Origin of the sequence: Parasphingorhabdus sp. (assembly GCF_041748495.1) — a bacterium.
Lineage (GTDB): Bacteria > Pseudomonadota > Alphaproteobacteria > Sphingomonadales > Sphingomonadaceae > Parasphingorhabdus.
This window is the reverse complement of the sequence record NZ_JBGTDD010000133.1, coordinates 26359-49574: the sequence shown is the minus strand read 5'-3', so window position 1 is coordinate 49574 and position 23216 is coordinate 26359. Positions and strand designations below refer to the sequence as shown.

The following is a 23216-nucleotide window of genomic DNA, read 5'->3' as shown; positions in this document are numbered from 1 at the left end:
GCCGTGCTCGACAGCCGCGCCCGCGACCAGATGCGGGCCGAGGGCCTGAGCGGAACCGAAAGCGACATTTTGCTGACCCAGGGCCGCGAAGCGATGTTGGCCGATGCCCGAACGCGGGAAACGGCAGGCCTGGGTTCGGATCTGGATTTCGACCATTGCTTCACCTTGGCCGCACCCGAACAGAAGCAGCCACGCAGTGACCATTGATTCCCCCCTGCGCCCGTTCCATCTTGCCTTTCCGGTCCATGATCTCGAAGCGGCCCGCGCATTTTACGGGAAGCTGCTCGGTTGCCCACAAGGGCGCAGCGACAGCCACTGGATCGACTTCAGCCTCTACGGCCACCAGATTGTTACCCATCTCGACGAGAATTTTGCGCCTCACCCCCTGATCAATCCGGTCGATGGCGAACAGGTACCGGTCCCGCATTTCGGCGTCGTGCTGACGATGCCCGCATGGCACGCGCTCGCCGACCGCTTGACCGCCGCCGCTATCGACTTTGTCATCCCGCCGACGATCCGCTTCCAGGGACAGACCGGCGAGCAGGCGACGATGTTCTTTCACGACCCGAGCGGCAATGCGCTCGAATTCAAGGCCTTTGCCAGCGACGATCAGCTTTTCGCCACGGACTGATCAGCCGCCCTCGCCATCCTGAGCCTGGCTAAGGACGGTCTGATTCTCCTTCTCCCGTGAGGGAGAAGGGCCAAGAACCCCGTGTATAACGCTCAGACCAACCCCGCCCTAGCCTTCATGCTCGCTTTTCCAGCGATCCAGCGCATCCTGCAATTGCCGTTCGGCCATGTCGCGGGCGGAATTGCGGGGCAGTTCCAGCGAGCCGGACAGGCGCTCGCCGATCAGCGCATCGCCCAGCGCCATCAGCACCAGCGCCAGCGTGTCTTCATGCTTTGCCTGGTCGGCATGCCCGTCTTCGCCAATATCGTCGACCAGCGAGTGGATGGCATCGACGATCGGGTCGAGCGCATCTTCGTTGCCGGTCAGCATCATCCACGACCACAGCGCCGCTCCGCCCTGCTTGTCGAACGCGTCAAAGGTCAGGTCGACAATGTCGCGCACGCTGCCTTCGCCGGTGCGCGACTTCAAGATCGCCTGCGCGATCATGCCGCAGACCTCGTCGGACAGATAGACGGCCAGCGCTTTTTGCAAGCCGGAGGCCGAACCGAAATGATGCAGGAGATTGGCATGGGTGCGGCCGATCCGCGACGCCACAGCCTTCAGCGTCACCGCTTGCGGGCCGGTTTCGATCAGCAGGTCCCGGGCCGCCGCCAGCGCCATGCTGCGGCTTTCTTCCGGGGAGAGGCGGCGTTTCGCTATTGACATTTATGTAAGCAACCTTATTGTCATTGATGTTAGCCATAGTCGGCATTTCGCATAATGGAAACATCTGATGAATATGCTTAGCTCGGTCAACGCCGAACCGGAACCGATTGTCACTCCCACGCCTGCGGGTCATGAAATCACCCCCCGCGACCGCCGTTTCGGTCGCGACGCAGGCCATCAGCCCGGCAAATATTGGCAGAATGGCGATCCGGTCGCGACCGCCTTCTACAATTGCCTGTCGCTCACATTCCCCCGCGGCGAGGCGTTTTTCATCGAAAGCCTGAAGCAGTTCCGCGATCACACCCCGGCAAAGCTGCAACGGGAAATCCGCGCCTTCGTCCAGCAGGAGGTGATCCACAGCCGCGAGCATCTGGCGCTGAACCGCCGGGTCGAGGAACAGGGCTATGACACCAGCCGGATCGAGACCCGGATTACCGAATCGCTTGCGATGACCAAGGACCGACCAAAGATCACCAATCTCGCCGCAACGATGATTCTCGAACATTTCACCGCGATAATGGCCCAGCAATTTCTCGCCAATCCCAAGCACTGGCAGGATTCCGATCCGGAAACCGCCGATCTGTGGCGCTGGCACGCATTGGAAGAGATCGAGCACAAGGGCGTCGCCTATGACACCTGGCTCTATGCGACCCGCGACTGGAGCCGCTGGCAGCGCTGGAAGGTGAAGGCGCTGATGATGCTGGTCATCACCCGGAATTTCTGGGGCAACCGCTGGAAGGACTCGCTCGACCTGCTCGCCCAGGACGGCATGGCCGGATGGCGGGTAAAGATCAAACTGGCAAAATTCCTGCTGGTCAAGCCGGGCATCGCGCGGGCGATCATCATCCCCTGGTGCAAATTCTTCCTGCCCGGATTTCATCCGTGGAACGAGGACGACCGGCATCTGATCCGGCGGGCCGACAGCGATTATGAAGCGGCGATAACCGGGCGGCCGGCGACCAGCTGATTGGCGGCGGTCAGTGCGCCGCCTTGCTCATGTCCACTTTTTCGACCCATTCCGGAAAGAAGCTCGGTTCGCGGTTGGACCAGCCGGGCGCGGTCGCGGCGGCTTCGCTGATCGATTGCAGCAGGCCCTTGCGGGTCTTCGGATGGAGATGCGGGAGCGCCGCCGCCGCGCAAAAGGCGCCGGGCAGCCAGGGCCGCGAATCCGGGCCGAGCAGCCGTTCGTAGAGAAAGCGGAATGCCGGAAAACTGTGGATACGCCCCTGCCCCAGATCATAGGCAGCGAGCGAAATCAGCGAGGGCATGAACGATTCGATACTGTCGATCGCGCAATCCTGAGGGATTGCCTTGCGGATCTCGGCAAGCCGCCGGTACAGGGCCATCTGAACCTTGATCCCGGCTTCCTCGACTGCATCGCGCGACCAGGTCTCGATCGCATCGGAGCGGTCGAGACCGACATCCAGCGACCGGCGGATATAGCGCTGCGCCGCGGAGCTGAAGCTCGCAAATTCTTTCATTTCGGCCAGCGTCATCGCACCGGGGACGGGTCTTGTTTCCTTGGTCATGCTCTCGGGACTCCTTTTCATTTCATCCCACCGGAACATTGCCCCAAACATGGTTAGCAATTGGTTAAACATGACCGGAATAATTGCGCTCCTGCCCGCCAAAATTCGAAAAATTGCGCGCCAGACTCAGAAAGTTTCGACCAACCGCAAGCCTGTTTCGACCGGGCACGATTCGCCTAGAGACAATGGATAGCATATTGCCCTAAGCTGTTTCGAAATGAAGAATTGAATGCACATGAAAAAATTCGAACTGGGAAATCACAAGCCGTCGGTCGGTCATCAGGTCGCGATCCTGTCGATTCTCGGATTCTGGCTTTTCTACGTGATCATCCTGACGCTGCGCGCCTCGATCGGCGACTGGCCGGCGCAGGGCGAAATGGCGATGCGCCGCCTGGTCGTTACGATATTCGGCATCGGCATCACCTATCTGCTCTATCTGTTTCTCCGGCAGTTCGAGGACAAGGCCCTGTCGACCCGCATCATCACCGCCTTCGCCGCCGCGATTCCCTGCGCGATCCTGATTGCGGGGTGCAATCATTATATTTTCAATATCTATTATCCTGAAAATCTTTGGGACGAGGCGCATGTCGAGGAAATGCGCAAATATATGGAGCAGGAGAATTTTGCCCTCAAGTCGATTTCCGAAGACGCCACATCCCGCTTTTTCTTCATCATCAGCTGGGCCTCGCTCTATCTGACCCTGAGCTATGCCGGTGAGGTCCGCCAGGTCGAGCGCAAGGCCGCCCGCTTCGCCCAGGCCGCTCAGGATGCGGAGCTGCGGTCGCTGCGCTATCAGGTCAACCCGCATTTCCTGTTCAACACGCTCAACAGCCTCAGCACCCTGGTGATGCGCCGCCAGCCTGAAGAAGCGGAGGAAATGATCCTCAACCTGTCGAAATTCTATCGCACCAGCCTGTCCGGCGATCCGCTCGAGGATGTGCCCTTGTCGGAAGAGGTGCATCTGCAGAATCTCTATCTCGATATCGAAGCGGTCCGCTTCCCCGAGCGGCTGCGAACCAGGGTGCATATTCCCGACGAACTGCTCGGCGTACTGGTGCCGGGACTGATCCTGCAGCCTTTGGTGGAAAATGCGATCAAGCATAGCGTCGCGCACAGCAAACGCCCGGTCACCATCACGATCAGCGCGCGCTCGGATGGCGACAATCTGATCCTCACGGTAGCCGACGATGGCGATCCGCGGCCGGTCGATCTGGAAGACAAGGGCACCAGCAGCGGCATAGGCCTCGCCAATGTCCGCGACCGGCTCGAAACGCGCTTTGGCCGGCAGGCCAGCCTGCAGACTGTACGTCCGCTGGAAGGAGGCTATATTGCCCAGCTGACTCTGCCCTTGATGCTGGACAATTCATGATTGAAGAAAACGAAACCCGGCCGCTGACCACGCTGATCGTTGATGACGAGCCGCTGGCGATCGAACGCCTGCAACTGCTCTGCGCCCGGCAACCGGATATCGATCTGATCGGCACCGCCAGCGATGGCGAAGCGGCGCTGCGCCTCACCCAGCAACTGAAACCAGACCTGCTGCTGCTCGATATCGCCATGCCCGGCAAGGACGGACTGGACGTCGCCCGGGCCTTGTCCGGCCAGCCCGATGCCCCGGCGATCATCTTTGTCACCGCATTTGATCGCTTTGCGGTCGAGGCCTTTGACGTGGCGGCAATCGACTATCTGCTGAAACCGGTGGAAAACGAGCGGCTGACGCTGGCGATTTCTAGGGTCCGCGATCGGACGGCCGAACCGCGCGCCGGTGAGTCGGACAACTCGCCCTGGGCCGAAGAATTCTGGGTCCCCTATAAATCTGAATTGCGCCGCATCGTCGCCACCGAAATCGAGCGGGTCGAGGCCGAACGCGACTATATGCGGCTGCACGTCGGCAGCATCAGCTATCTGCTGCACCAGACCATCACCGGTCTGGAGGAACGGCTCGATCCGGCAGAGTTCATCCGCCTGCACCGCTCGCATCTGGTGCGCCGCGACTGGATTGCCGGCCTACGCCACGACGGTGGCGGCGTCTGGATCGCCTGCCTCAAATGCGGCACTGAAATCCGCATTGGCCGCACCCATCTGGCGGAAGCAAAAAAGCTGGCCGGGCGGTAGGAGGAACAATCCGCTCGCTCCCGGCCTGTTTGTCCGCCGCCGCATCCTGATCCTAAGAGCAACTCCTGCCGCACCGCTCGCCGAATTGCTTGGGCCTTGCCCGATCAAACCAGTATTTGTAAGGGAACAGAAACGTCTCTCGGGTCACCGCCGAGCCGGGGCCGATATCATTAGCAAGGAATTATAGACCATATGCCGCCATTTACACAACCGACCTTTCAGGAACGCACACAAATGGCCGCAAAAGCCAGGCAGGCTGCCCTCAAGAAGCTGAAGGCGAAAAAGCCGCTCAGCCCGGAAGTCGTCGCAGAGCGCAAGGCCGCTGAACTGGCCCGCGAGCAGAAACAGGCCAAGGCGAGCGAAGAGAAGCGCGCCGCTTTCGAGCAGGAAAAGGCCGAGCGCAAGGCGGCGAAGGAACAGGCCAGGCCGAAGCTCGCCCTCGGTCTGACCGAAACCGAGAAAAAGATCGCCCGCGACGAACGCTACGCCCAGCGCAAGAAGCGCAAGCGCTAGGCGACATCAGGCGGCTCAGGCCGATTCGCTAGTCATGCAAACTATCCTGAAGCGGGTTCAGGCAATATAGCCGATATGCGAATATTTTTCGTATCTCGACAAGGTTCGCCTGTCAACCTCCGGGCCAGACCAATGCCGCTGCTGGACAAGCGTTTCCGCTGCCGCCCTGCCAATCAAGGCGACCCGGAAAAATCGGGATCTTCATGGGACGCACCGGACGCTTGCAATCCGCAGGGGACCCTTTCGATCGGTTGACCAGGGCCGTCAGGCTGGCCCATATCGGGTTGGAAGACATCACCACCGGGCGCGATTGAAAGCATCATATCCATGGAAACATTCATCATCATAATGGCTGTCGCCATCGGCCTCGCCATGGACGCCTTTGCCGTCGCGGTAGCGCAAGGGGCCGCCGGGCATGATTCCCGATCTTATGCGATCCGGATCGGGCTGGTCTTCGGACTGGCCCAGGGCATCATGCCCCTCCTGGGCTGGATGCTCGGCGCTGCCTTCCTGGCACAGATCAGCGCATTCGATCACTGGATCGCGCTGATCCTGCTCGTCGGACTGGGTCTCAAGATGCTGTGGGAGGCGCGCGGCCTGACCGGAAACGAGCGGCCAGCGATGCTCTCCGGCTGGAGCCTGGCCGTTGCCGCAATCGCGACCAGTATCGACGCCCTGGCCGCCGGCCTCACCTTTCCCGCTTTCGGTCTGCCGGTGCTGCAGACCTGTATCGCGATCGCGCTGATCACCGCGCTGCTCTCGGCCTGGGGGGTGCTTGTCGGCGGATCGGCGAACAAGCGGATCGGCAAGGTCGCGGAGATCGCCGGCGGCCTCGTGCTGATCGCGCTCGGCCTGAAGATCTTCATCGAGCATCAGTTTTTTGGGGGCTGAGGGTGCGACATAAACTGGCTATACGGTATAACCAAATCCCTTTAGGATAGGGGGGCTAGTCGTTGGATCGGGAACGAAATGTTGAAGAAGATAACGGCGGTTCTGGCCTCGATCATAGGCTTGATCGCATTATTCGCGCTCTATTCCATTCTGACGCCGCCGTCCGAGCCACCGCTGCCTGACCAGCAGACCCGATACGTCATCCACAATGTGAAGATTCTCGATGTCGAAGCTGGTTCATTCGGGCCATCCGTCTCCATTGCCATCCGGGACGGCCGGATAGCCGCTATTGGGCCGGGCGCTGAGGGGCTTGCCGGCATGGCAGTCGATGGGCGCGGCGGCTTTCTCGTGCCGGGTTTCTGGGACATGCACATGCATAGTTTCCAGCTGTCCCCGCAATTCCACTTTCCGCTGTTCGTTGCAAATGGCGTGACAAGTGTCCGTGATATGATGGACTGCCCCGAACTGACGGACAGCTTGATCGCATGCGTCGGTGACAAGCGACGCTGGGCTGCTGCTGTGGATGCGGGCAAGCTCACCGCCCCGAAAATTGTCGAGATTGCCAGCTTCTATTTTGAACGGCCAGACATGACCGTGTCGCAAGTGAAGGACCGCGCCCGTCGTTACGCCGAGCGGGATATCGATGCGTTCAAGGTCTACAACCGCCTGACGCCCGAGGCATATGCCGCCCTTGCTCGTTCTGCTGTAAAGATGGATATGCGGCTTGTCGGTCATTTGCCAAAACAGGTCAGTCTAGAAACCGCAATCAAGGCCGGGCAGGATAGTTTCGAACATGCCCGTCTTCTACTAGAGCAATGCTTTACCGAGGCGGAGGATTGGCGGGCCGGAAAGCTGGACGGTCTGACGCCAAATGTCCTTTTGGAGCGCATGGTTCGCGCACATGATCCAAAGATTTGCGCCGACCATTTCGCCGCGATGCAGGCCGCCGGTGCGTGGTTCGTGCCGACGCATGTCACTCGCGAAGAGGATGCGCTTTCGACCGATGATGTTTTCCTGAACGACCCACGGCTCGATTATCTCGACCCCATGTCACGCTGGGCCTTTACCGATGATCAGAAGGCAACGGCCACGCGCTTTCCCGATAGGCGGGGGACGCATGCGCTCAAGGCATATTTTGCGCGCGGATTGGAATTGACTGGCAAGGCGCACCAAGCGGGTGTGGGCATATTGATCGGCACCGATACGGCCATCGGTGGCTTTCGCTATCATGACGAGATGGCGCATCTTGTTCGCTCGGGGATGAGCCCCGCCGATGTGCTTCGCGCGGCCACGACTGACGCAGCCCGCTATGCCGGCCTTGGCTTGGAATCCGGCTCCATTGCCATTGGCAAACGGGCCGACCTAGTCTTGCTGACGGCCAATCCTCTGGAAAATATCCAAAACACCCGGACGATACGAGCTGTCTGGCTGGCAGGGCGGCTCCATGACCGGCAGCGACTTGACGCCTTGCTGGACTTTACCAAGGCCGAAGCAAACAATCCGGCGAACTGGGTTCGTCTCTTGTGGGGTTTTGCGAAAAGCAGCGTTTCGAAGGAGCTTTAGGGCGCTGCAGCAATCTATGTCCGAATTCAGAAGGAGCGCCATTGTCGCCGGCTGGGCGCGGCTCGATGCCAGGGCCGATGGCATGGATATCGCGGGCGACCTTTCCCGCGAGGCCGCCGCCGATTTTGAGACATTGTCGAAGCGATCGGCAAAGGCGAGGATTGCACCGCCATGCTCGACCGGCAGGAGCGCCGCGCACCCGCCGCGCCGGCAGGGATCGCCGGGCTGGATGATCAGGAACTGGCCAGCAGGCTTGGCCTGCTCCGCGAACGCGAGCGGACTGCCGCCATGGATCCGGAGGATATCGATATCTCCGATCTCGATCCGGCCGCGCGATCCGCCCAACCGCTAAAGCCCCCTAGACGCTCACCGTCCGTGGCCGGGCTTGCCGGTAGGTACCCAATATCCGAACGCTATTGCAGTGGAAGCCGAGCTCCGCCAGTGCCCGGTCGACCGCCGGATCGCCGGGCGCACCCTCGATATCGGCGAAAAATTCGGTCGCGGCAAAGCTGCTGCCCTGTTGATAGCTTTCCAGCTTGGTCATGTTGACGCCATTGGTGGCAAAACCGCCCATCGCCTTGTACAGCGCGGCGGGGATATTCTTGACCTCGAAAACAAAGGTCGTCATCACCGGTCCATTGGCTTCCGGTATCGCCGCGTCCGGTGCCAGCACCACGAACCGGGTGATATTGTCCGGCGAATCCTCAATCGCCTCCTCGATTGGCTGCAAGCCGTAAATTTGCGCCGCCAGCCTCGGCGCGATCGCCGCGGCATGGGGATCGTCCTGCTGGGCGACAAAGGCGGCGGCGGCAGCGGTATCGGCATAGGCGACGGGGATGATCCCGCGCTTGCGCAGATAATGGCGGCACTGGCCAAGCGCCTGCGGATGGCTCATCGCCGTGTGGATGACGGCGTCCGCCGATCGCGCCATCAGACAATGCTGGATCGGCATGAAATATTCGTCGACGATATGCAGACCCGATTCGGGCAGCAGAAAATGGATGTCCGCCACCCGGCCATGCAGCGAATTTTCGATCGGGATGATCGCGCTGCCCGCTGTACCCAGCTTCACCGCGTCAATCGCATCCTCGAAGGAAAAGCAGGGCACCGGCAGGCCTTCCGGTGCATAGTCGAGCGCAGCGAGATGGGAATTGGCGCCAGGTGCGCCCTGAAAGGCGATCGCCTTTTCCGGCTGCTCCGCACCTTTTTCGGTCATTTTCTTGACCATGCCCAACGCGTTTTTCGGAAAGCTGTCCATCTCGTCCCTCTTTTGCGCTGCTGCGATAGTCGAACCGGACGCGGCGGGGCAAGAGGGAAGTGGCCTGTCCGCCGAGCTGGTCTTCCCGCGCTCTCGGCCTTGCCGCAAATTCCGGCAATTGAAGCCTTGCGTTGCTCCCCTGCGCTCTTTACAGACAGCACAAATTTGGCAGGCCCATGGCCGCCGCTCACTCAGGGGTTTGAGACAATTTATGAGCAACAATAATACCATCGCAGGTTGGGTTCTGGCTGGCGGCATTGCAGCCCTCGGTTTTTCTATTCTCAGCGACAAATATTTCCACGCCGGCAAGGATCAGCGTCCGGAAGTCATGGGCTATGTCATCGAAGGCGTCGAAACCGCCGGTGCCGCGGACAGCGGCCCGTCGGTTGAAGCGCTGATGCAAACCGCCGATGCCGCTGCCGGCGAAAAGGTTTATGGCAAATGTGCTGCCTGTCACACGATCAATCAGGGCGGTGCCAATGGCATCGGTCCGAATCTGTGGGCATCAATGGGCAAGCCGCACGCCCATGTCGCCGGATTCGCCTATAGCGATGCGCTGAAAAGCAAAACGGGTGTCTGGGACTGGAACAATATGGATGCCTGGCTGGCCTCACCGCGCAGATATGCCGATGGCACGAAAATGACCTTTGCCGGTCTCGGCAAGCCGGAAGACCGTGCCAATCTGATGGCCTATCTGAACGCTCAGGGTTCGAACCTGCCCTTGCCGGCTGCACCGGTTGTCGAAGAAGCTCCGGCTGAAGACGCTGCCGCTGAGGCAGCCAGCGAAGCCGGTGCCGATAGCGAAGCGCAGGAAGCAGCAGAAGCAAGCACGGCGGCAGCGGCAGAATAAGCCCGCCACCGGATTGCCTCAGCCGCAATCCAGATCGTAAAATTGCTTGATGACGCCCCAAGCCTCGTCGGCGGTTTCGACAAACTGGAACAGATCGAGGTCGGCACGGCTGATCGTGCCCTCTTCGGCGAGCGCCTCGAAATTGATCACCCGGTTCCAGAAGGCTTCGCCGAACAGCAGGATCGGCAGCTTTTCCATCTTGCCGGTCTGGACCAGAGTGACCAGTTCGAGAAACTCGTCCAGCGTACCGAAGCCGCCCGGGAAGACTGCTACTGCTCGCGCGCGCAGCAGGAAATGCATCTTGCGCAGCGCGAAATAGTGAAACTGGAAACTCAGCGAAGGGGTGACATATTCATTCGGCGCCTGCTCGTGCGGCAGGACGATATTGAGCCCGATCGACTCCTTGCCGGCATCCGCTGCGCCGCGATTGGCTGCTTCCATGATCGACGGTCCGCCGCCGGAGCAAACAACGAAATCGCGCTTGCCGTTTGCGGAAAGGCCGCAGGCGCTCGCCAGCCGCGCCAGTTGGCGGGCTTCGTCATAATATTTGGCTTTGTCTTTCAACCGCTCGGCAATCTTGCGCGATTCGTCGTCCACCGCCGCCTCGATCAGCGAATCGGCCTTGTCCGGCTCCGGAATCCGAGCCGACCCGTACATCACCAGGGTCGAACCAATGCCGGCTTCGTCGAGCAGCATCTCCGGCTTGAGCAATTCGAGCTGAAAGCGGACCGGACGCAGCTCCTCGCGGAGCAGGAAGTCGGTGTCCTGAAAGGCCAGCCGATAGGCCGGGTCCTGAGTCTGGGGTGTGCCGATTGCTGCCTTCTCGGCAAATTCGGCTTCTTCCTTGGCGCGGTAAAACCGGTTGTCGTGGAGATCTTTGTTGGTCATGGCTTCGCCCTAAAGCAAAGATTTGAAGCTGGCCAGAGCCCTTGGTCTGCTAACGGCAATAACCGTTGCCGCTCATATCCAGATGCAAATGATCGCGGTGCGCAGCGTTGTAATTGGGGCTGAGAACGGTGCCAAAACGCTTGCAGGCGCTGTCATGGATCGCGGTCAGGAATAGCATTTCCCGGTGCCCACTTTTCCAGTTATTCTCGACCGTTATCCGGCGACCATCGGTCAGCACAAAAGCCGACACGTCGATCGCATTGGCATGGGCATGCTCCGACAGCCTTCCCGAACCTGCAATGTTCCGGCAACTGTAACTGCCCATCGTTTCGATCCGCAGCAGATCGCTGCCGAGATATTTGCGGGCTGCGCGTTTCACCGCATATTCGGTCCAGGCAGCGAATTTGCCGGCCAGCTCGCACTTGACCGGTCCCAGATTGGTGACGTCGGCACCAACATCAAGCAGCTTGATGCTGTCAATCTGGCTGCAACCGCCGCTAAATTGCCGGTTGGGCAAGGGTGAAAAGCGGACATTGGCCTTGCCAAGCTCGGTAAAACACTGACGGGCGGCGGGGCTGGGATCGAAGACACCGATACCGGCTGAAGTTGCGGGACGCTGAACCGGCTCGCCGCGTCCGCCCGGGATGGCACCGCAAGCGCTGAGCAGGATCGAAAAAATCCCCAGCGCAACCATATTGCGCATCGGACGGTCTCTGTCGTTCCTCATACTCATATTCCATGCCGTGACAGAAGATGGTTAAAATCGGCCTAATATCGTGGCAAGTAAAAGTCGGTCGGTCGTGATAAATACAGCGTGCTACCGGTTCGTTCTGGACCAGCGTAGCCGCAATAATCATGAATCACTCCTGCACCCATTTGCGTCAGTTAAACGATCTGCCGGACTTCTGGGCAATAGATCGGCAAGCAATAGCCGGTTCCATTTGCAACCAGAAACGCGCTTGACATGCTGCGTCGCACCATACAAAGCGGCGCCGGGCCACGCGGTCCCAACGCCGCGCGAGCTCTCTGTAAGGAGAAGCGTTAAATGACTGATACGACTATACCGGCGCCAGAATTGCGTCCTGACTGCCCGAATTTCTCTTCGGGTCCGACAGCCAAATTTCCCGGCTGGTCCCTCGACAAAATCAATACCATCGCCATGGGCCGCTCGCATCGCAGCGCCACCGGCAAGGCGAGGCTGAAATATGCCATCGACCTGAGCCGCGAGTTGCTCGGTATTCCCGACGACTATTTGATCGGCATCGTACCCGCCTCCGACACTGGCGCGGTTGAACTGGCGATGTGGAACATGCTCGGGTCGCGTCCGGTCACGGTTGCCGCATGGGAAAGCTTTGGCAATGTCTGGATCCAGGACGCTGTCAAGCAACTCAAGCTTGCCGATCTGACCGTTCTTGAAGCCGATTATGGCGAAATTCCCGATCTGACGACGATCGACAAGGGTGACGATATTGTCTTCACCTGGAATGGTACAACCTCGGGCGCCAAAATTCCCGATACCGACTGGATCGCCGACGACCGTGAAGGCGTGACGATCAACGACGCAACCAGCGCGGTCTTTGCCCAGCCGATGGACTGGTCCAAGCTCGATGCCACGACCTACAGCTGGCAAAAGGTGATGGGATCAGAGGCCGGTCACGGCATGCTGATCCTCAGTCCCCGCGCCGTTGCACGAATTGAAAGCTACACGCCATCCTGGCCGCTGCCGAAAATTTTCCGGGTGAAGAAGGGCGACAAGCTCAACTTGGCCATTTTTGAAGGCGCGACGATCAACACGCCATCGATGCTGGCGACCGAGGATTATATCGCCTCGCTGGAATGGGCCAAGTCGATCGGCGGCCTGCCGGAACTGCACGCCCGGGCCGACCGCAACGCGAAGATCGTCCACGACTGGATCGCCGCCACACCGTGGATGCGCAATATGGTCAGCGATCCGGCGAAATGGACCAACACCGGCGTCTGCATGGTGTTTCAGGGCGACTGGTATGATGGCCTCAATGATGAGGACAGAGCATCAGTTCCGAAGAAAATCGCCGGAATGCTGGAAAAAATGGACATCGCGTATGATTTCAACGGCTATCGCGATGCGCCGCCGTCGCTGCGCATCTGGTGCGGATCGACCGTCGAGGAAGAAGATATCCGCCGTCTGCTGCAGTGGATTGAATGGGCTTATGCTCAGGTGAAATCCGAACTTTCTCAGTAATTGCATCGCCCCGGTAATGCCGGGGCCAAATCGATATTGCGTTATTGGTTTGGAGACCGGCCCGCGTTGGCCGGACGATCCCAACAAGGAATCCAGAATATGCCAAAAGTACTCATATCCGACAAAATGGACCCGAAAGCCGCCCAGATATTCCGGGAACGGGGCTGCGAAGTCGACGAAATCACCGGACAAACGCCGGAAGAACTGATGAAGATCATAGGCGAATATGATGGTCTTGCCATCCGTTCTTCGACCACAGTCACGGCCGAGATTCTGGCAGCCGCGACCAACCTGAAAGTGGTTGGCCGCGCCGGTATCGGCGTCGACAATGTCGATATCCCGGCTGCTTCTGCCAAGGGTGTGGTGGTTATGAACACACCGTTCGGCAACAGCATCACCACCGCAGAACATGCCATCGCCCTGATGTTTGCCCTCGCTCGCCAACTGCCTTCAGCCGACGCTTCCACCCAGGCCGGCAAATGGGAAAAATCCAAATTCATGGGCGTCGAACTCACCAGCAAAACCCTGGGTCTGATCGGTGCCGGCAATATCGGCTCGATCGTCGCGGAACGCGCGATCGGCTTGCGGATGAAGGTTGTCGCTTATGATCCGTTCCTGACCGAAGAACGGGCGGTGGAAATGGGTGTCGAGAAAGTGTCGCTGGATGATCTTCTGGCACGCGCAGATTTTATCACCATGCACACGCCGCTCACCGACCAGACGCGCAATATCCTGTCTGCCGAAGCCCTCGCGAAAACGAAACCCGGTGTACGCATCATCAATTGTGCCCGCGGCGGCCTGATCGACGAGGTAGCATTGAAGGAGGCCTTGGAATCCGGCCATGTTGCCGGTGCGGCCCTCGACGTTTTTGCCCAGGAACCAGCGAAGGAAAATCCCCTGTTCGGAGCGCCGAACCTGATCTGCACGCCGCATCTGGGCGCCTCCACCAGCGAGGCACAGGTCAATGTCGCCATTCAGGTGGCCGAACAAATGGCCGACTATCTCGTCAACGGCGGCGTGGAAAACGCCCTCAACATGCCCAGCCTGTCAGCCGAGCAGGCACCCAAACTGAAGCCCTATATGGCGCTTGCCACCCAGTTGGGATCTCTTGTGGGCCAGCTCGCAGCCGACCAGATCAAGGGGGTCGCTGTGGAAGTGGAAGGTGCCGCGGCCGAACTGGACCAGAAGCCGATTACGGCAGCGGTGCTCGCTGGTCTGATGCGGGCCTATAGCGATACCGTAAACATGGTCAACGCGCCCTATCTGGCGAAAGAGCGCGGGCTCGATGTCCGCGAGATCCGGCATGAGCGGGAAGGCGATTATCACACGCTTGTCCGGGTGACCGTCACCACCGACGAAGGCGAAAAATCGGTCGCTGGCACCCTGTTCGGATCGTCCGGTCCGCGACTGGTCGAAATGTTCGGCATCAAGGTTGAGGCCGATCTGGAGGGCGATATGCTGTATATCGTCAATCAGGATCAGCCTGGTTTTATCGGTAGCGTTGGGTCGACATTGGGCGAAGCCGGGGTCAATATCGGCACGTTCCACCTGGGTCGTCGCAGCGATGCGCCGGGTGGCGAGGCGGTTCTGCTGCTGTCGATCGATTCACCGGTGGAAGAGCCCGTACTCTGGTCGATCTGTCAGCTGAATGGGGTGAAGACGGTCAAGGCCCTGAAGTTTTAATTCGATCAGCAAAGACCTAAGAAAAAGGATGGCCTGAGCCGGTGCTTGGGCTATGAGCGGGGCCATGCGAAAGCCATCCAATCTCCTGCCCGAAGGGTTCCATGACGCGCTACCGCCTTATGCCGAGGCGGCATCGCGACTGGAACGCGATGTCCTCGATACCTTGGCCAGCCATGGCTATGCCCGGGTGACCCCGCCGCTGGCGGAATATGAAGAGAGCCTGACCGAACGGATGCAGGGCGCTTCCCGCAATGATCTGATGCGCTTCGTCGATCCCATATCACAGCGCACATTGGCATTGCGACCGGACATGACGATGCAGATCGGACGCATCGCGGCGACCAGTCTGGCAGAACAGCCGCGGCCGCTCCGTCTTAGCTATTCGGGACAGGTGCTGAAATTGCGTTCCGGGCAACTGCAACCGGAGCGGAGCCGGCTGCAGATTGGGGCCGAGCTGATTGGCAACGACAGCGTGACCGCTGCCAGCGAGATTGTCTCGATGGCAATCGAAGCGCTCGAACGGGCCGGTGTTAGCGGGATCACCGTGGATTTCACCATGCCCGACCTGATCGACATATTGGCGGCAGGGCCATTGCCACTGAATCTTGCACAGATTACCGAAATACGCGCCGAGCTGGACATGAAGGATGCCGGCGGCCTCACCGCTATCGGCGCGACCGGCTATCTTCCGCTGATCGAGGCGACCGGCCCGTTTGACGAGGCCATGGCAAAGCTTCGCGCCTTCGACTGTGACGGGTTGCTCGGTTCGCGGCTGGATGGGGTCGACCGGATCGCCGAGAGCATAAAGGGCAAGGTCGATTTGACCCTCGACCCCACCGAGCGGCATGGCTTTGAATATCAGAACTGGTTCGGATTCACGCTCTACGCGGAAAGTTTCATCGGCGCCCTGGGCCGCGGTGGCAGTTATCAGATCGCACGGACGGATGGCACGTCCGAAGCCGCGGTCGGCTTCTCGCTCTATCCCGACCCGCTGATCAACGCGGGCTTTGGAAGCAAAGCCAATGATCAGATCTTTTTACCGCTCGGACATGACCGAGACGCTGCGGCCAAGCTGCGCGCAGCGGGCTGGCGGACGGTGGCAGCACTGTCGGAAAAGGATCTGGCGCGGGCACTAGGGTGTTCGCATATATTGAACGGCGCTCAGCCGGAACCATTGTAGGAAAGACTTTGATATGGCCAATGTAACCGTGATCGGCGCGCAATGGGGGGATGAGGGCAAGGGCAAGATTGTCGACTGGCTGTCCGAACGCGCCGATGTCGTGGTCCGCTTTCAGGGCGGTCACAATGCCGGCCATACATTGGTCGTCGATGGCGCTGTCTACAAGCTTTCGCTGCTCCCCTCGGGGATTGTTCGCGGTGCATTGTCGATCATCGGCAATGGCGTAGTGCTCGATCCCTGGCATCTGCGCGACGAGATCAAGAAGCTGGAAAGCCAGGGCGTATCCATCAACACCGACAATTTCGCTATTGCCGAAACCTGCCCGCTGATCCTGCCGATCCACCGTGATCTCGATGCCATGCGCGAGGATGCCAGCGGCAAGGGCAAGATCGGCACGACACGGCGCGGCATCGGTCCGGCCTATGAAGACAAGGTCGGCCGCCGTGCAATCCGGGTGTGTGACCTCGCGCATCTGGATGATCTGGGTCCGCAACTCGACCGGCTATGCGCCCATCATGACGCTTTGCGCGCCGGTTTTGGCGAGCCACCAGTGGACCGGGTAAGGCTGCTGGGTGATCTGAAAGAGATCGCCAATTCGGTGCTGCAATATGCCCAGCCGGTCTGGAAGCGCCTCAACGAGGCTCGCCGTGACGGCAAGCGCATCTTGTTCGAAGGCGCGCAAGGCGTGCTGCTGGATGTCGATCACGGCACATATCCGTTCGTCACCAGTTCGAACACGATTTCCGGAACCGCCGCGGGTGGCTCCGGAATCGGTCCGTCCGGTACCGGATATGTCCTCGGCATTACCAAGGCTTATACCACTCGTGTCGGATCGGGACCCTTTCCGACAGAACTCGACGACGAGATCGGCCAGCGGCTTGGCGAGCGTGGTCATGAATTTGGCACCGTTACCGGTCGTCAGCGGCGTTGCGGCTGGTTTGATGCGGTGCTTGTCCGTCAGGCTTTGGCGGTATCGGGTGTCGCCGGGATCGCGCTAACCAAGCTGGACGTGCTCGACGGGTTTGCGGAACTGAAAATCTGTGTTGGCTATGATCTGAACGGGATGACCTTTGACTATCTGCCGCCCCATCATCAGGATCAGGCAGCCGTCAAACCGATATATGAAACGATGGAAGGCTGGAACGAGACCACCGCCGGCGCGCGCAGCTGGGCCGATTTGCCGGCACAGGCGATCAAATATATAAGGCGCGTGGAGGAGCTGATTCAGTGCCCGGTGGCCCTGGTGTCAACGTCGCCCGAGCGCGAAGATACGATTTTGGTGACCGATCCGTTCGCGGATTAAGAGCAGAAGGACAGGGGAATGCAGATTGCGATTTTTTACGGTTCCTATCGACAAGATCGCAATGGCATTGCCTATGCCCGATATCTCACTCGTGCCTTCGAGGATTACGGAGATAGCGTCGACCTGATTGACGCGCAGGAAGTCAATCTTCCAATGCTTGATCGCATGTACAAGGAATATCCGGAGGGAAGCGCTCCCGCTGCGATGGGAAAAGTCGCATCGACCATAAGGTCTGCAGATGCCTTTGTCTTTGTCGCAGGCGAATATAATTGGGGCGTTCAACCGGGCCTCAAAAACCTCACCGATCATTTTCTGGAAGAATGGTTCTGGCGGCCCGCAGCGATTGCCAGCTATTCAGCCGGGCCGTTCGCCGGCATGCGAGCGATGATGCACTGGCGGGCGATACTCGGGGAAATGGGCATGGTCGTCACATCCATGCCATTGGCGCTCGGCAGCGTACACAAAGCTTTTGATGAAACAGGCGCGCCCACCGGCGATGACGGGAAACGGCTGGTACGCAATTTTCCTAAATTTGCAGATGATCTCAGATGGTGGGCAGAAGCCGCTCAGGCCCAGCGTGCAAAGCGCTCCCCACCATATTAGACGATATCAAACATCGTCCGCCGAGATCATTTCCTCGCGGTCAATCTCGCCCGTCATCGCCGCCACCGTAACCGCGACCGCTGCATCGCCCGAGACATTGGTCGTGGTGCGCATCATGTCCATGATCCGGTCGACACCGGCGACAAAGGCGATGGTTTCGAGCGGGACGCCGACACTGCCGAAGACCAGCGCCATCATGATCAGGCCTGCGCCCGGAATGCCCGCCGCGCCAATCGCACCCAAGGTCGAGGTGATCGAGATCATCAAATAATCGCCGAAGGTCAAGTCGACACCGAAAATCTGTGCACCAAACAGGGTGGCGAGACCGAGATACATCGCCGTACCGTTCATATTGATCGTCGCTCCTAGCGATACCACAAAGCTCGCTACTGAATTGCTGACTCCCAGGTTGCGTTCGACGCAGCGTAGCGTGACCGGGAGCGTAGCGTTGGACGATGCGGTGGAATAACTGACCGCGATTGCATCGATGATCCCGCGGAAGAAATCGATCACCGGCAGCTTCGCGATAAATTTGATCATCCCGGAGTAAATCACCCCGATAATCAGCAGACATCCGAGATAGTTGAGTCCGACGAGCTGAGCGAGCGACACCAAAGCGTCGATGCCCAAAGTGCCCGCAACCCACGCCATCAGCGCAAAAACGCCAAATGGGGTCAGTTCCATCACGATCATCGTGACCTTCTGCATAACCACCGCACCGCTATCAAAGATTTTGGCCAGCGGCTTGCCGTCTTCCTTGGCCATTAAAATTCCGATGCCGATCAGGAGGGCAAAGACGATCAGCGGCAGCACCCGGACATCGGCCATAACCTGCACCGGGCTGTCGGGGACTATCGACAGGATCATGTCGACCGCTGTGGTCTGATTGGGCTCAGGCGTGGTGCCCATTTCGATGGCGCTGGTATCCACGCCGCTACCGGGCTGGAAAAATGTGCCGAGCGCGAGGCCCAGCCAGGCAGCGATCTGGCCGGTGATGACAAACAATATCATCGCCCGTCCACCAACGCTGCCCAATTTTCTGAGGTCACCCAATGCAGCGACACCCGCGACCAGCGAGAAGAAAATCAACGGCACGACCAGCATCTTGATCGACTTGATGAAGAAATCACCGATCCACTTGATCGTTTCGGCTTCCGGTCCCCACAATAGCCCGGTGACCACTCCAAGAATGAGCGCGGCGATCACCCGCTGCCAAAGCGGAATCTTGAACCAGAATGCCAGCATGCGATGTTCCCCGATATTTAGTGCCGACCCATGCCTATCGTCAGCAGCAGGGCGCGGCAAGCGTTTAGACCCTGTTTCGGCCATCTCGCATAGGGTTCAGGCGGCGCTACATCCAGAAGCTAATCGCCAGACAGGTCGATAGACCGACGCCGAAGGTCAGCGGAATACCAGCCTTGAAGAAGTCGGTGAAACGGTAATTGCCCGCTGCATATACCAAAGTGTTGGTCTGATAACCAATGGGTGTCGCGAAGCTCGCGGAGGCCGCGAACATCACGGCAATCACCAGAGGCCGGGGATCGACACCCAGATCATTGCCCAGGGCAATGGCTATCGGTGTGATGATGATGGCGACGGCATTGTTGGTCACAATTTCGGTCATGATCACCGACAGGATATAGATTGCAAATACCAGCCCCCATGGTGGTATTTCCCGCAGGAAGGGCGTCAATTGGCTGACGATAAGATCAACGCTGCCCGCTTGCTCGAGTCCCAATCCAACCGCGAGCATGCCAAATATCAGCACCAACACATTGCCGTCGATCGAGCCCCATGCTTCTTCCGCGTCGATGCAGCGCGCCACCAGGATCGCACCGACCGCCAGAATTGCAGCCACCGCCAGCGGGATGATATTGAGCGCGGCGAGAATAACGACGGCTGCCAACGCGCCGATTGCAATCGGTGCCCGATCACGGCGAAACGCGCGAATCTTTGTCTGGCCTACCCCGAACAGATTCGGGTTCTGATACATGCGGCGGATATCTTCGCTGGAACCCGTCACCAACAATCGGTCCGCTGCATGAATGCGCGCATTGGTCAGGTCCGAGCGTGGCAGGTTACGGTAGCGGGTCATTCCCAATATTCTGACATCGAGTTGCGACAGAAAGGGGATATCATAAAGTCGGCTGCCAATGCTTGGGTGGCTGGGCGCCACCGTGGCTTCGACCAACTCTTCGCCCAGTGGGCCAGCATCGCCTTGGTGGACGATACCGACCTTGAAATCTTCCGATTTTCGCAGCGAGATAAGTTCGGCGAGATCCAGTTGCGCGACGATCCGGTCACCCGCTCGCAGCTCGTGATAATCGAGATCATGACGGATATAGCTGCTGAGCCGCTTGACCGCGGTGACCTTGATACCGGCCCGCCGCAGTTCCGGAACAGCGGACAGTTTCTTGTCGATCACCGAGGCATTGCGTCGGACCGTCAGTTCGGTAAGAAAATCGCTTTCATCATTGCTGTCAAAATGCCCTTTGACATCCCCGCCCGGCAGCAGCCAGCTGCTGAACAATACCATCATGACCGTGCCAGCGACGGCAGCGATCAGACCATATGGGGTGATCTCGAAAATCCCGAAACCGGCCAGGCCCTGATCGCGCGCAACCGCGTCGACGATAAGGTTGGTCGAGGTGCCGATCAAAGTGGTGGTGCCGCCCAATATGCAGATGAAGCTCAGCGGGATCAGCAGCTTCTTGGACGAATAGCCGGTCGCCCGGGAGAGGCGCAGGATGATCGGAATCAGAACGATCACCACCGGCGTATTGTTCATGAAGGCGGAAGCGACAAAGCCGCCCAGAAACATCTCCGCAACCGCCAATTTGGGATGGCGCTTGGCGCGCTTGATGATGAAGCCCGCTATCGCATCAATCGTACCGGTTCGCAGTAAGGCGCCGGAGAGAATGAACATCGCGGCGATAGTTATCGGCGCGGTGTTGGAGAAAACCGAAAACAGGCCGTCGGAATCGATGATGCCGAGAAACAGGAACAAGCAAGCGCCGAGTACCGCGACAACCGCTGCAGGAAAGCGCTCCATGATGAACCCGGCGAACAGGAGTGCCAAGATAACAAGGCCGATGACAGCTTTGTGGTCCTGGATATAATTGTTGATGATATGAAGAATGAGATCGATCATGGATCAGGAACAGCCTTCGATAGCATCAATAGCCGTGACCAGCCCGGCTGGGAAATCAGACATGGTTCGGCCCAGACTCGGTTTTCCCGCTATGTCGGCGAGAAGCAGTAGCGGCAGCCGGTGGGCGTTGCGGGCGGCAAAGGTCCGGCTCACCCGCATTGTGCCCGATGCAATAATTTCTGATCGGCCAGTACCAGTGCCATCATCGCCTCGACCACCGGAACGCCGCGAATCCCGACGCAGGGATCGTGCCGCCCCTTCGTGATAATCTCGGTGGCAAGGCCTTCACGAGTGACGGTTTCGACTGGCGTCAGAATCGAACTGGTCGGCTTGAAGGCTACCCGGCAGAAAACCGGCTGGCCGGTCGATATCCCGCCAGCGGTCCCACCGCTGTGATTGGCGAGAAATTCAGGACCATTCTCGCCCGGTCGCATCGCGTCGGCATTTTGCTCGCCGCGCAGGCGGGCCGCGGCAAAGCCGTCGCCGATTTCAACACCCTTGGTGGCATTGATCGTCATCATCGCAGCGGCAAGCTCGCTGTCCAGCTTGCCATAAACGGGCGCTCCCCATCCGGCCGGGACACCGACAGCTTCGCAAGCAATTATCGCCCCCAGGCTGCTGCCCTCCTTGCGGGCCGCATCGACCAGCGCTTCCCAACGTTTGGCCGCCTGTGGATCCGGGCAGAAAAAAGGATTATTGCCGATTTCATTCGCATCAAAATGCGCCGGATCAATAGCATCGCCACCAATTTCGGCGACCCAGGCCCGGATCGTCACTTCCGGACTCACCAGCCGCGCCACCGCCCCCGCAGCCACCCGAGCAGCGGTTTCCCGAGCGCTGGACCGGCCTCCGCCGCGATAATCGCGAAATCCGTATTTCTGGTCATAAGCATAGTCGGCATGGCCCGGACGATAGGCTTTGGCGACATCGCCATAATCCTTGGATCGCTGATCGATATTTTCGATCATCAGCGAAATCGGTGTACCCGTGGTCCTGCCTTCAAACACGCCGGAGAGGATTTTGACCTGATCCGGCTCCTGCCGCTGGGTCGTATATTTCGACTGGCCAGGCCGCCGTGCGTCGAGAAACGGCTGAATGTCGGCCTCGCTCAGCGTGAGTCCCGGTGGACAGCCGTCGACGACGGCGCCAAGTGCTGGTCCGTGAGATTCCCCCCAAGTGGAAAAACGAAATACGCGACCGAATGTGTTGAAACTCAAAACTCGCTCTCCGCGTTGATAAACTCAATTCTACTTTCGAATAGGCTCATTGACAAAAAAATGGGGTTGATCAATCCAGAGCGATATCGGGTGCGTCTTCCTGCTTCATCCCTACGACATGATAGCCGCCATCGACATGATGGGTTTCTCCGGTAACGCCAGATGAGAGATCGCTGCAAAAATAAAGGCCTGCCCCGCCCACATCATCGATCGTGACATTGCGGCGCAGGGGTGAGTTATATTCATTCCATTTCAGGATATAGCGGAAATCACCAATGCCACTGGCTGCCAGGGTCTTGATCGGACCCGCCGAAATGGCGTTTACCCGGATATTCTCCGGCCCCAGGTCATTGGCGAGATATTTGACACTGGCCTCGAGCGCAGCCTTTGCCACGCCCATCACATTATAATGCGGGATGACCTTTTCGGCGCCATAATAGCTTAATGTAACGATACTGCCGCCATCCGGCATCATCGCCGCCGCCCGTTTCGTCACAGCGACAAGCGAGTAAGCGGAAATATTCATCGTCATCAGGAAATTATCGAGACTGGTGTCGACATATTTGCCCCGCAGCTCGTTCTTGTCCGAAAATCCAATTGCATGAACGACAAAATCCAGCGTGTCCCAGCGGGCCTTGATCTGGTCGAACGCCGCATCCAAGGCTGCCATATCAGAAACATCACAATTGATCAGGAAGTCACTGCCCAGTTCCGCGGCAAGCGGCTTGACGCGTTTTGCCAGCGCCTCCCCCTGATAGGAAAAGGCTAGTTCGGCGCCAGCACCGGCAAGCTTTTGGGCGATGCCCCAGGCAAGCGACTTGTTGTTGGCCAGTCCCATGATCAAGCCGCGCTTGCCTTTCATTAACTCACTCATCGCCGCTATCTCCTGAAATCAGATTAGCTGTGCTGATAAAC

Annotated in this window: 24 protein-coding genes; 15 read left to right on the top strand and 9 right to left on the bottom strand. The window is 59.1% G+C overall.

The annotated features are described in order from the left end of the window. Positions 1 to 207 (top strand): hypothetical protein (locus tag ACEW8J_RS11795; RefSeq protein ID WP_373491839.1); only part of this gene is annotated, 207 nt, incomplete at its 5' end. Further along, a complete protein-coding gene (locus ACEW8J_RS11790) occupies positions 197 to 631 on the top strand; it encodes a VOC family protein (protein ID WP_373491838.1) in 435 nt (144 codons plus the stop codon). The genes ACEW8J_RS11795 and ACEW8J_RS11790, both read left to right, overlap by 11 nt. Positions 632 to 739: 108 nt before the next feature. Here the strand turns inward: ACEW8J_RS11790 and ACEW8J_RS11785 are convergent, their stop codons facing one another. Beyond that, positions 740 to 1336, bottom strand: a complete 597-nt coding sequence (locus ACEW8J_RS11785; protein ID WP_373491837.1) for a TetR/AcrR family transcriptional regulator — start codon at positions 1334 to 1336, stop codon at positions 740 to 742. Between the two features lie 67 nt (positions 1337 to 1403). On the opposite strand from ACEW8J_RS11785, the gene ACEW8J_RS11780 reads away from it, so the two are divergent. Continuing rightward, positions 1404 to 2303, top strand: a complete 900-nt coding sequence (locus ACEW8J_RS11780) for a metal-dependent hydrolase (protein WP_373491836.1) — start codon at positions 1404 to 1406, stop codon at positions 2301 to 2303. A 10-nt stretch (positions 2304 to 2313) separates the two neighbouring features. Here the strand turns inward: ACEW8J_RS11780 and ACEW8J_RS11775 are convergent, their stop codons facing one another. Continuing rightward, positions 2314 to 2865: a hypothetical protein gene (locus ACEW8J_RS11775; protein WP_373491835.1), complete on the bottom strand. Its 552-nt coding sequence runs from the start codon at positions 2863 to 2865 to the stop codon at positions 2314 to 2316. 229 nt (positions 2866 to 3094) lie between these two features. Here ACEW8J_RS11775 and ACEW8J_RS11770 point away from each other — a divergent pair, with 229 nt between their 5' ends. The 6 genes from ACEW8J_RS11770 (at position 3095) to ACEW8J_RS11745 (ending at position 8299) form a co-directional block, all read left to right on the top strand. After that, the gene (locus tag ACEW8J_RS11770; protein ID WP_373491834.1) at positions 3095 to 4234 is read left to right on the top strand and encodes a sensor histidine kinase; all 1140 of its coding nucleotides are present in this window, start codon (positions 3095 to 3097) and stop codon (positions 4232 to 4234) included. Next, entirely contained in the window at positions 4231 to 4980 is a 750-nt protein-coding gene (locus tag ACEW8J_RS11765; RefSeq protein ID WP_373491833.1) for a LytR/AlgR family response regulator transcription factor, read from the top strand. Before ACEW8J_RS11770 ends, ACEW8J_RS11765 begins: the two co-directional genes overlap by 4 nt. 192 nt (positions 4981 to 5172) lie before the next feature. Continuing rightward, positions 5173 to 5493, top strand: coding sequence for a DUF6481 family protein (locus ACEW8J_RS11760; protein WP_373491832.1), 321 nt, complete (start codon positions 5173 to 5175; stop codon positions 5491 to 5493). Between the two features lie 327 nt (positions 5494 to 5820). After that, entirely contained in the window at positions 5821 to 6384 is a 564-nt protein-coding gene (locus tag ACEW8J_RS11755) for a manganese efflux pump MntP family protein (protein ID WP_373491831.1), read from the top strand. A gap of 78 nt (positions 6385 to 6462) precedes the next feature. Next, a complete protein-coding gene (locus tag ACEW8J_RS11750; RefSeq protein WP_373491830.1) occupies positions 6463 to 7947 on the top strand; it encodes an amidohydrolase family protein in 1485 nt (494 codons plus the stop codon). A 16-nt stretch (positions 7948 to 7963) separates the two neighbouring features. Further along, entirely contained in the window at positions 7964 to 8299 is a 336-nt protein-coding gene (locus ACEW8J_RS11745) for a hypothetical protein (RefSeq protein WP_373491829.1), read from the top strand. 6 nt (positions 8300 to 8305) lie between these two features. On the opposite strand, the gene ACEW8J_RS11740 is transcribed toward ACEW8J_RS11745, so the two are convergent. Beyond that, the gene (locus ACEW8J_RS11740) at positions 8306 to 9205 is read right to left on the bottom strand and encodes a prephenate dehydratase (RefSeq protein WP_373491828.1); all 900 of its coding nucleotides are present in this window, start codon (positions 9203 to 9205) and stop codon (positions 8306 to 8308) included. Between the two features lie 211 nt (positions 9206 to 9416). Here ACEW8J_RS11740 and ACEW8J_RS11735 point away from each other — a divergent pair, with 211 nt between their 5' ends. Then, positions 9417 to 10055, top strand: coding sequence for a cytochrome c family protein (locus ACEW8J_RS11735; RefSeq protein ID WP_373491827.1), 639 nt, complete (start codon positions 9417 to 9419; stop codon positions 10053 to 10055). Between the two features lie 18 nt (positions 10056 to 10073). Here the strand turns inward: ACEW8J_RS11735 and ACEW8J_RS11730 are convergent, their stop codons facing one another. Together ACEW8J_RS11730 and ACEW8J_RS11725 are read right to left on the bottom strand one after the other, a co-directional pair. Then, positions 10074 to 10943, bottom strand: a complete 870-nt coding sequence (locus tag ACEW8J_RS11730) for a TIGR00730 family Rossman fold protein (protein ID WP_373491826.1) — start codon at positions 10941 to 10943, stop codon at positions 10074 to 10076. Between the two features lie 49 nt (positions 10944 to 10992). Continuing rightward, a complete protein-coding gene (locus ACEW8J_RS11725; protein WP_373491825.1) occupies positions 10993 to 11670 on the bottom strand; it encodes an extensin family protein in 678 nt (225 codons plus the stop codon). A 318-nt stretch (positions 11671 to 11988) separates the two neighbouring features. Between ACEW8J_RS11725 and ACEW8J_RS11720 the strand changes: the two genes are divergently transcribed. From ACEW8J_RS11720 to ACEW8J_RS11700, 5 genes are all read left to right on the top strand, one after another. Next, positions 11989 to 13164: a phosphoserine transaminase gene (locus ACEW8J_RS11720; RefSeq protein WP_373491824.1), complete on the top strand. Its 1176-nt coding sequence runs from the start codon at positions 11989 to 11991 to the stop codon at positions 13162 to 13164. Between the two features lie 99 nt (positions 13165 to 13263). Beyond that, a complete protein-coding gene (gene serA, locus ACEW8J_RS11715) occupies positions 13264 to 14847 on the top strand; it encodes a phosphoglycerate dehydrogenase (protein ID WP_373491823.1) in 1584 nt (527 codons plus the stop codon). Positions 14848 to 14911: 64 nt separating this feature from the next. Then, positions 14912 to 16027, top strand: a complete 1116-nt coding sequence (locus ACEW8J_RS11710; RefSeq protein WP_373491822.1) for an ATP phosphoribosyltransferase regulatory subunit — start codon at positions 14912 to 14914, stop codon at positions 16025 to 16027. A 13-nt stretch (positions 16028 to 16040) separates the two neighbouring features. Further along, positions 16041 to 17330, top strand: a complete 1290-nt coding sequence (locus ACEW8J_RS11705) for an adenylosuccinate synthase (protein WP_373491821.1) — start codon at positions 16041 to 16043, stop codon at positions 17328 to 17330. Positions 17331 to 17348: 18 nt separating this feature from the next. Beyond that, positions 17349 to 17933 carry an NADPH-dependent FMN reductase gene (locus ACEW8J_RS11700; RefSeq protein WP_373491820.1) on the top strand — a complete coding sequence of 195 codons (585 nt, stop codon included), beginning with the start codon at positions 17349 to 17351 and terminating at the stop codon, positions 17931 to 17933. Between the two features lie 6 nt (positions 17934 to 17939). On the opposite strand, the gene ACEW8J_RS11695 is transcribed toward ACEW8J_RS11700, so the two are convergent. The 4 genes from ACEW8J_RS11695 to fabI form a co-directional block, all read right to left on the bottom strand. Continuing rightward, complete coding sequence (locus tag ACEW8J_RS11695; RefSeq protein WP_373491819.1) at positions 17940 to 19178, bottom strand: dicarboxylate/amino acid:cation symporter; 1239 nt, start codon at positions 19176 to 19178, stop codon at positions 17940 to 17942. Between the two features lie 106 nt (positions 19179 to 19284). Then, positions 19285 to 21084: an SLC13 family permease gene (locus tag ACEW8J_RS11690; protein WP_373491818.1), complete on the bottom strand. Its 1800-nt coding sequence runs from the start codon at positions 21082 to 21084 to the stop codon at positions 19285 to 19287. Between the two features lie 149 nt (positions 21085 to 21233). Continuing rightward, positions 21234 to 22301 (bottom strand): chorismate synthase, encoded by a 1068-nt coding sequence (gene aroC / locus ACEW8J_RS11685; protein ID WP_373491817.1) that lies wholly within the window; start codon positions 22299 to 22301, stop codon positions 21234 to 21236. A 70-nt stretch (positions 22302 to 22371) separates the two neighbouring features. Further along, a complete protein-coding gene (gene fabI / locus ACEW8J_RS11680; protein ID WP_373491816.1) occupies positions 22372 to 23175 on the bottom strand; it encodes an enoyl-ACP reductase FabI in 804 nt (267 codons plus the stop codon). Positions 23176 to 23216: the final 41 nt, after the last annotated feature.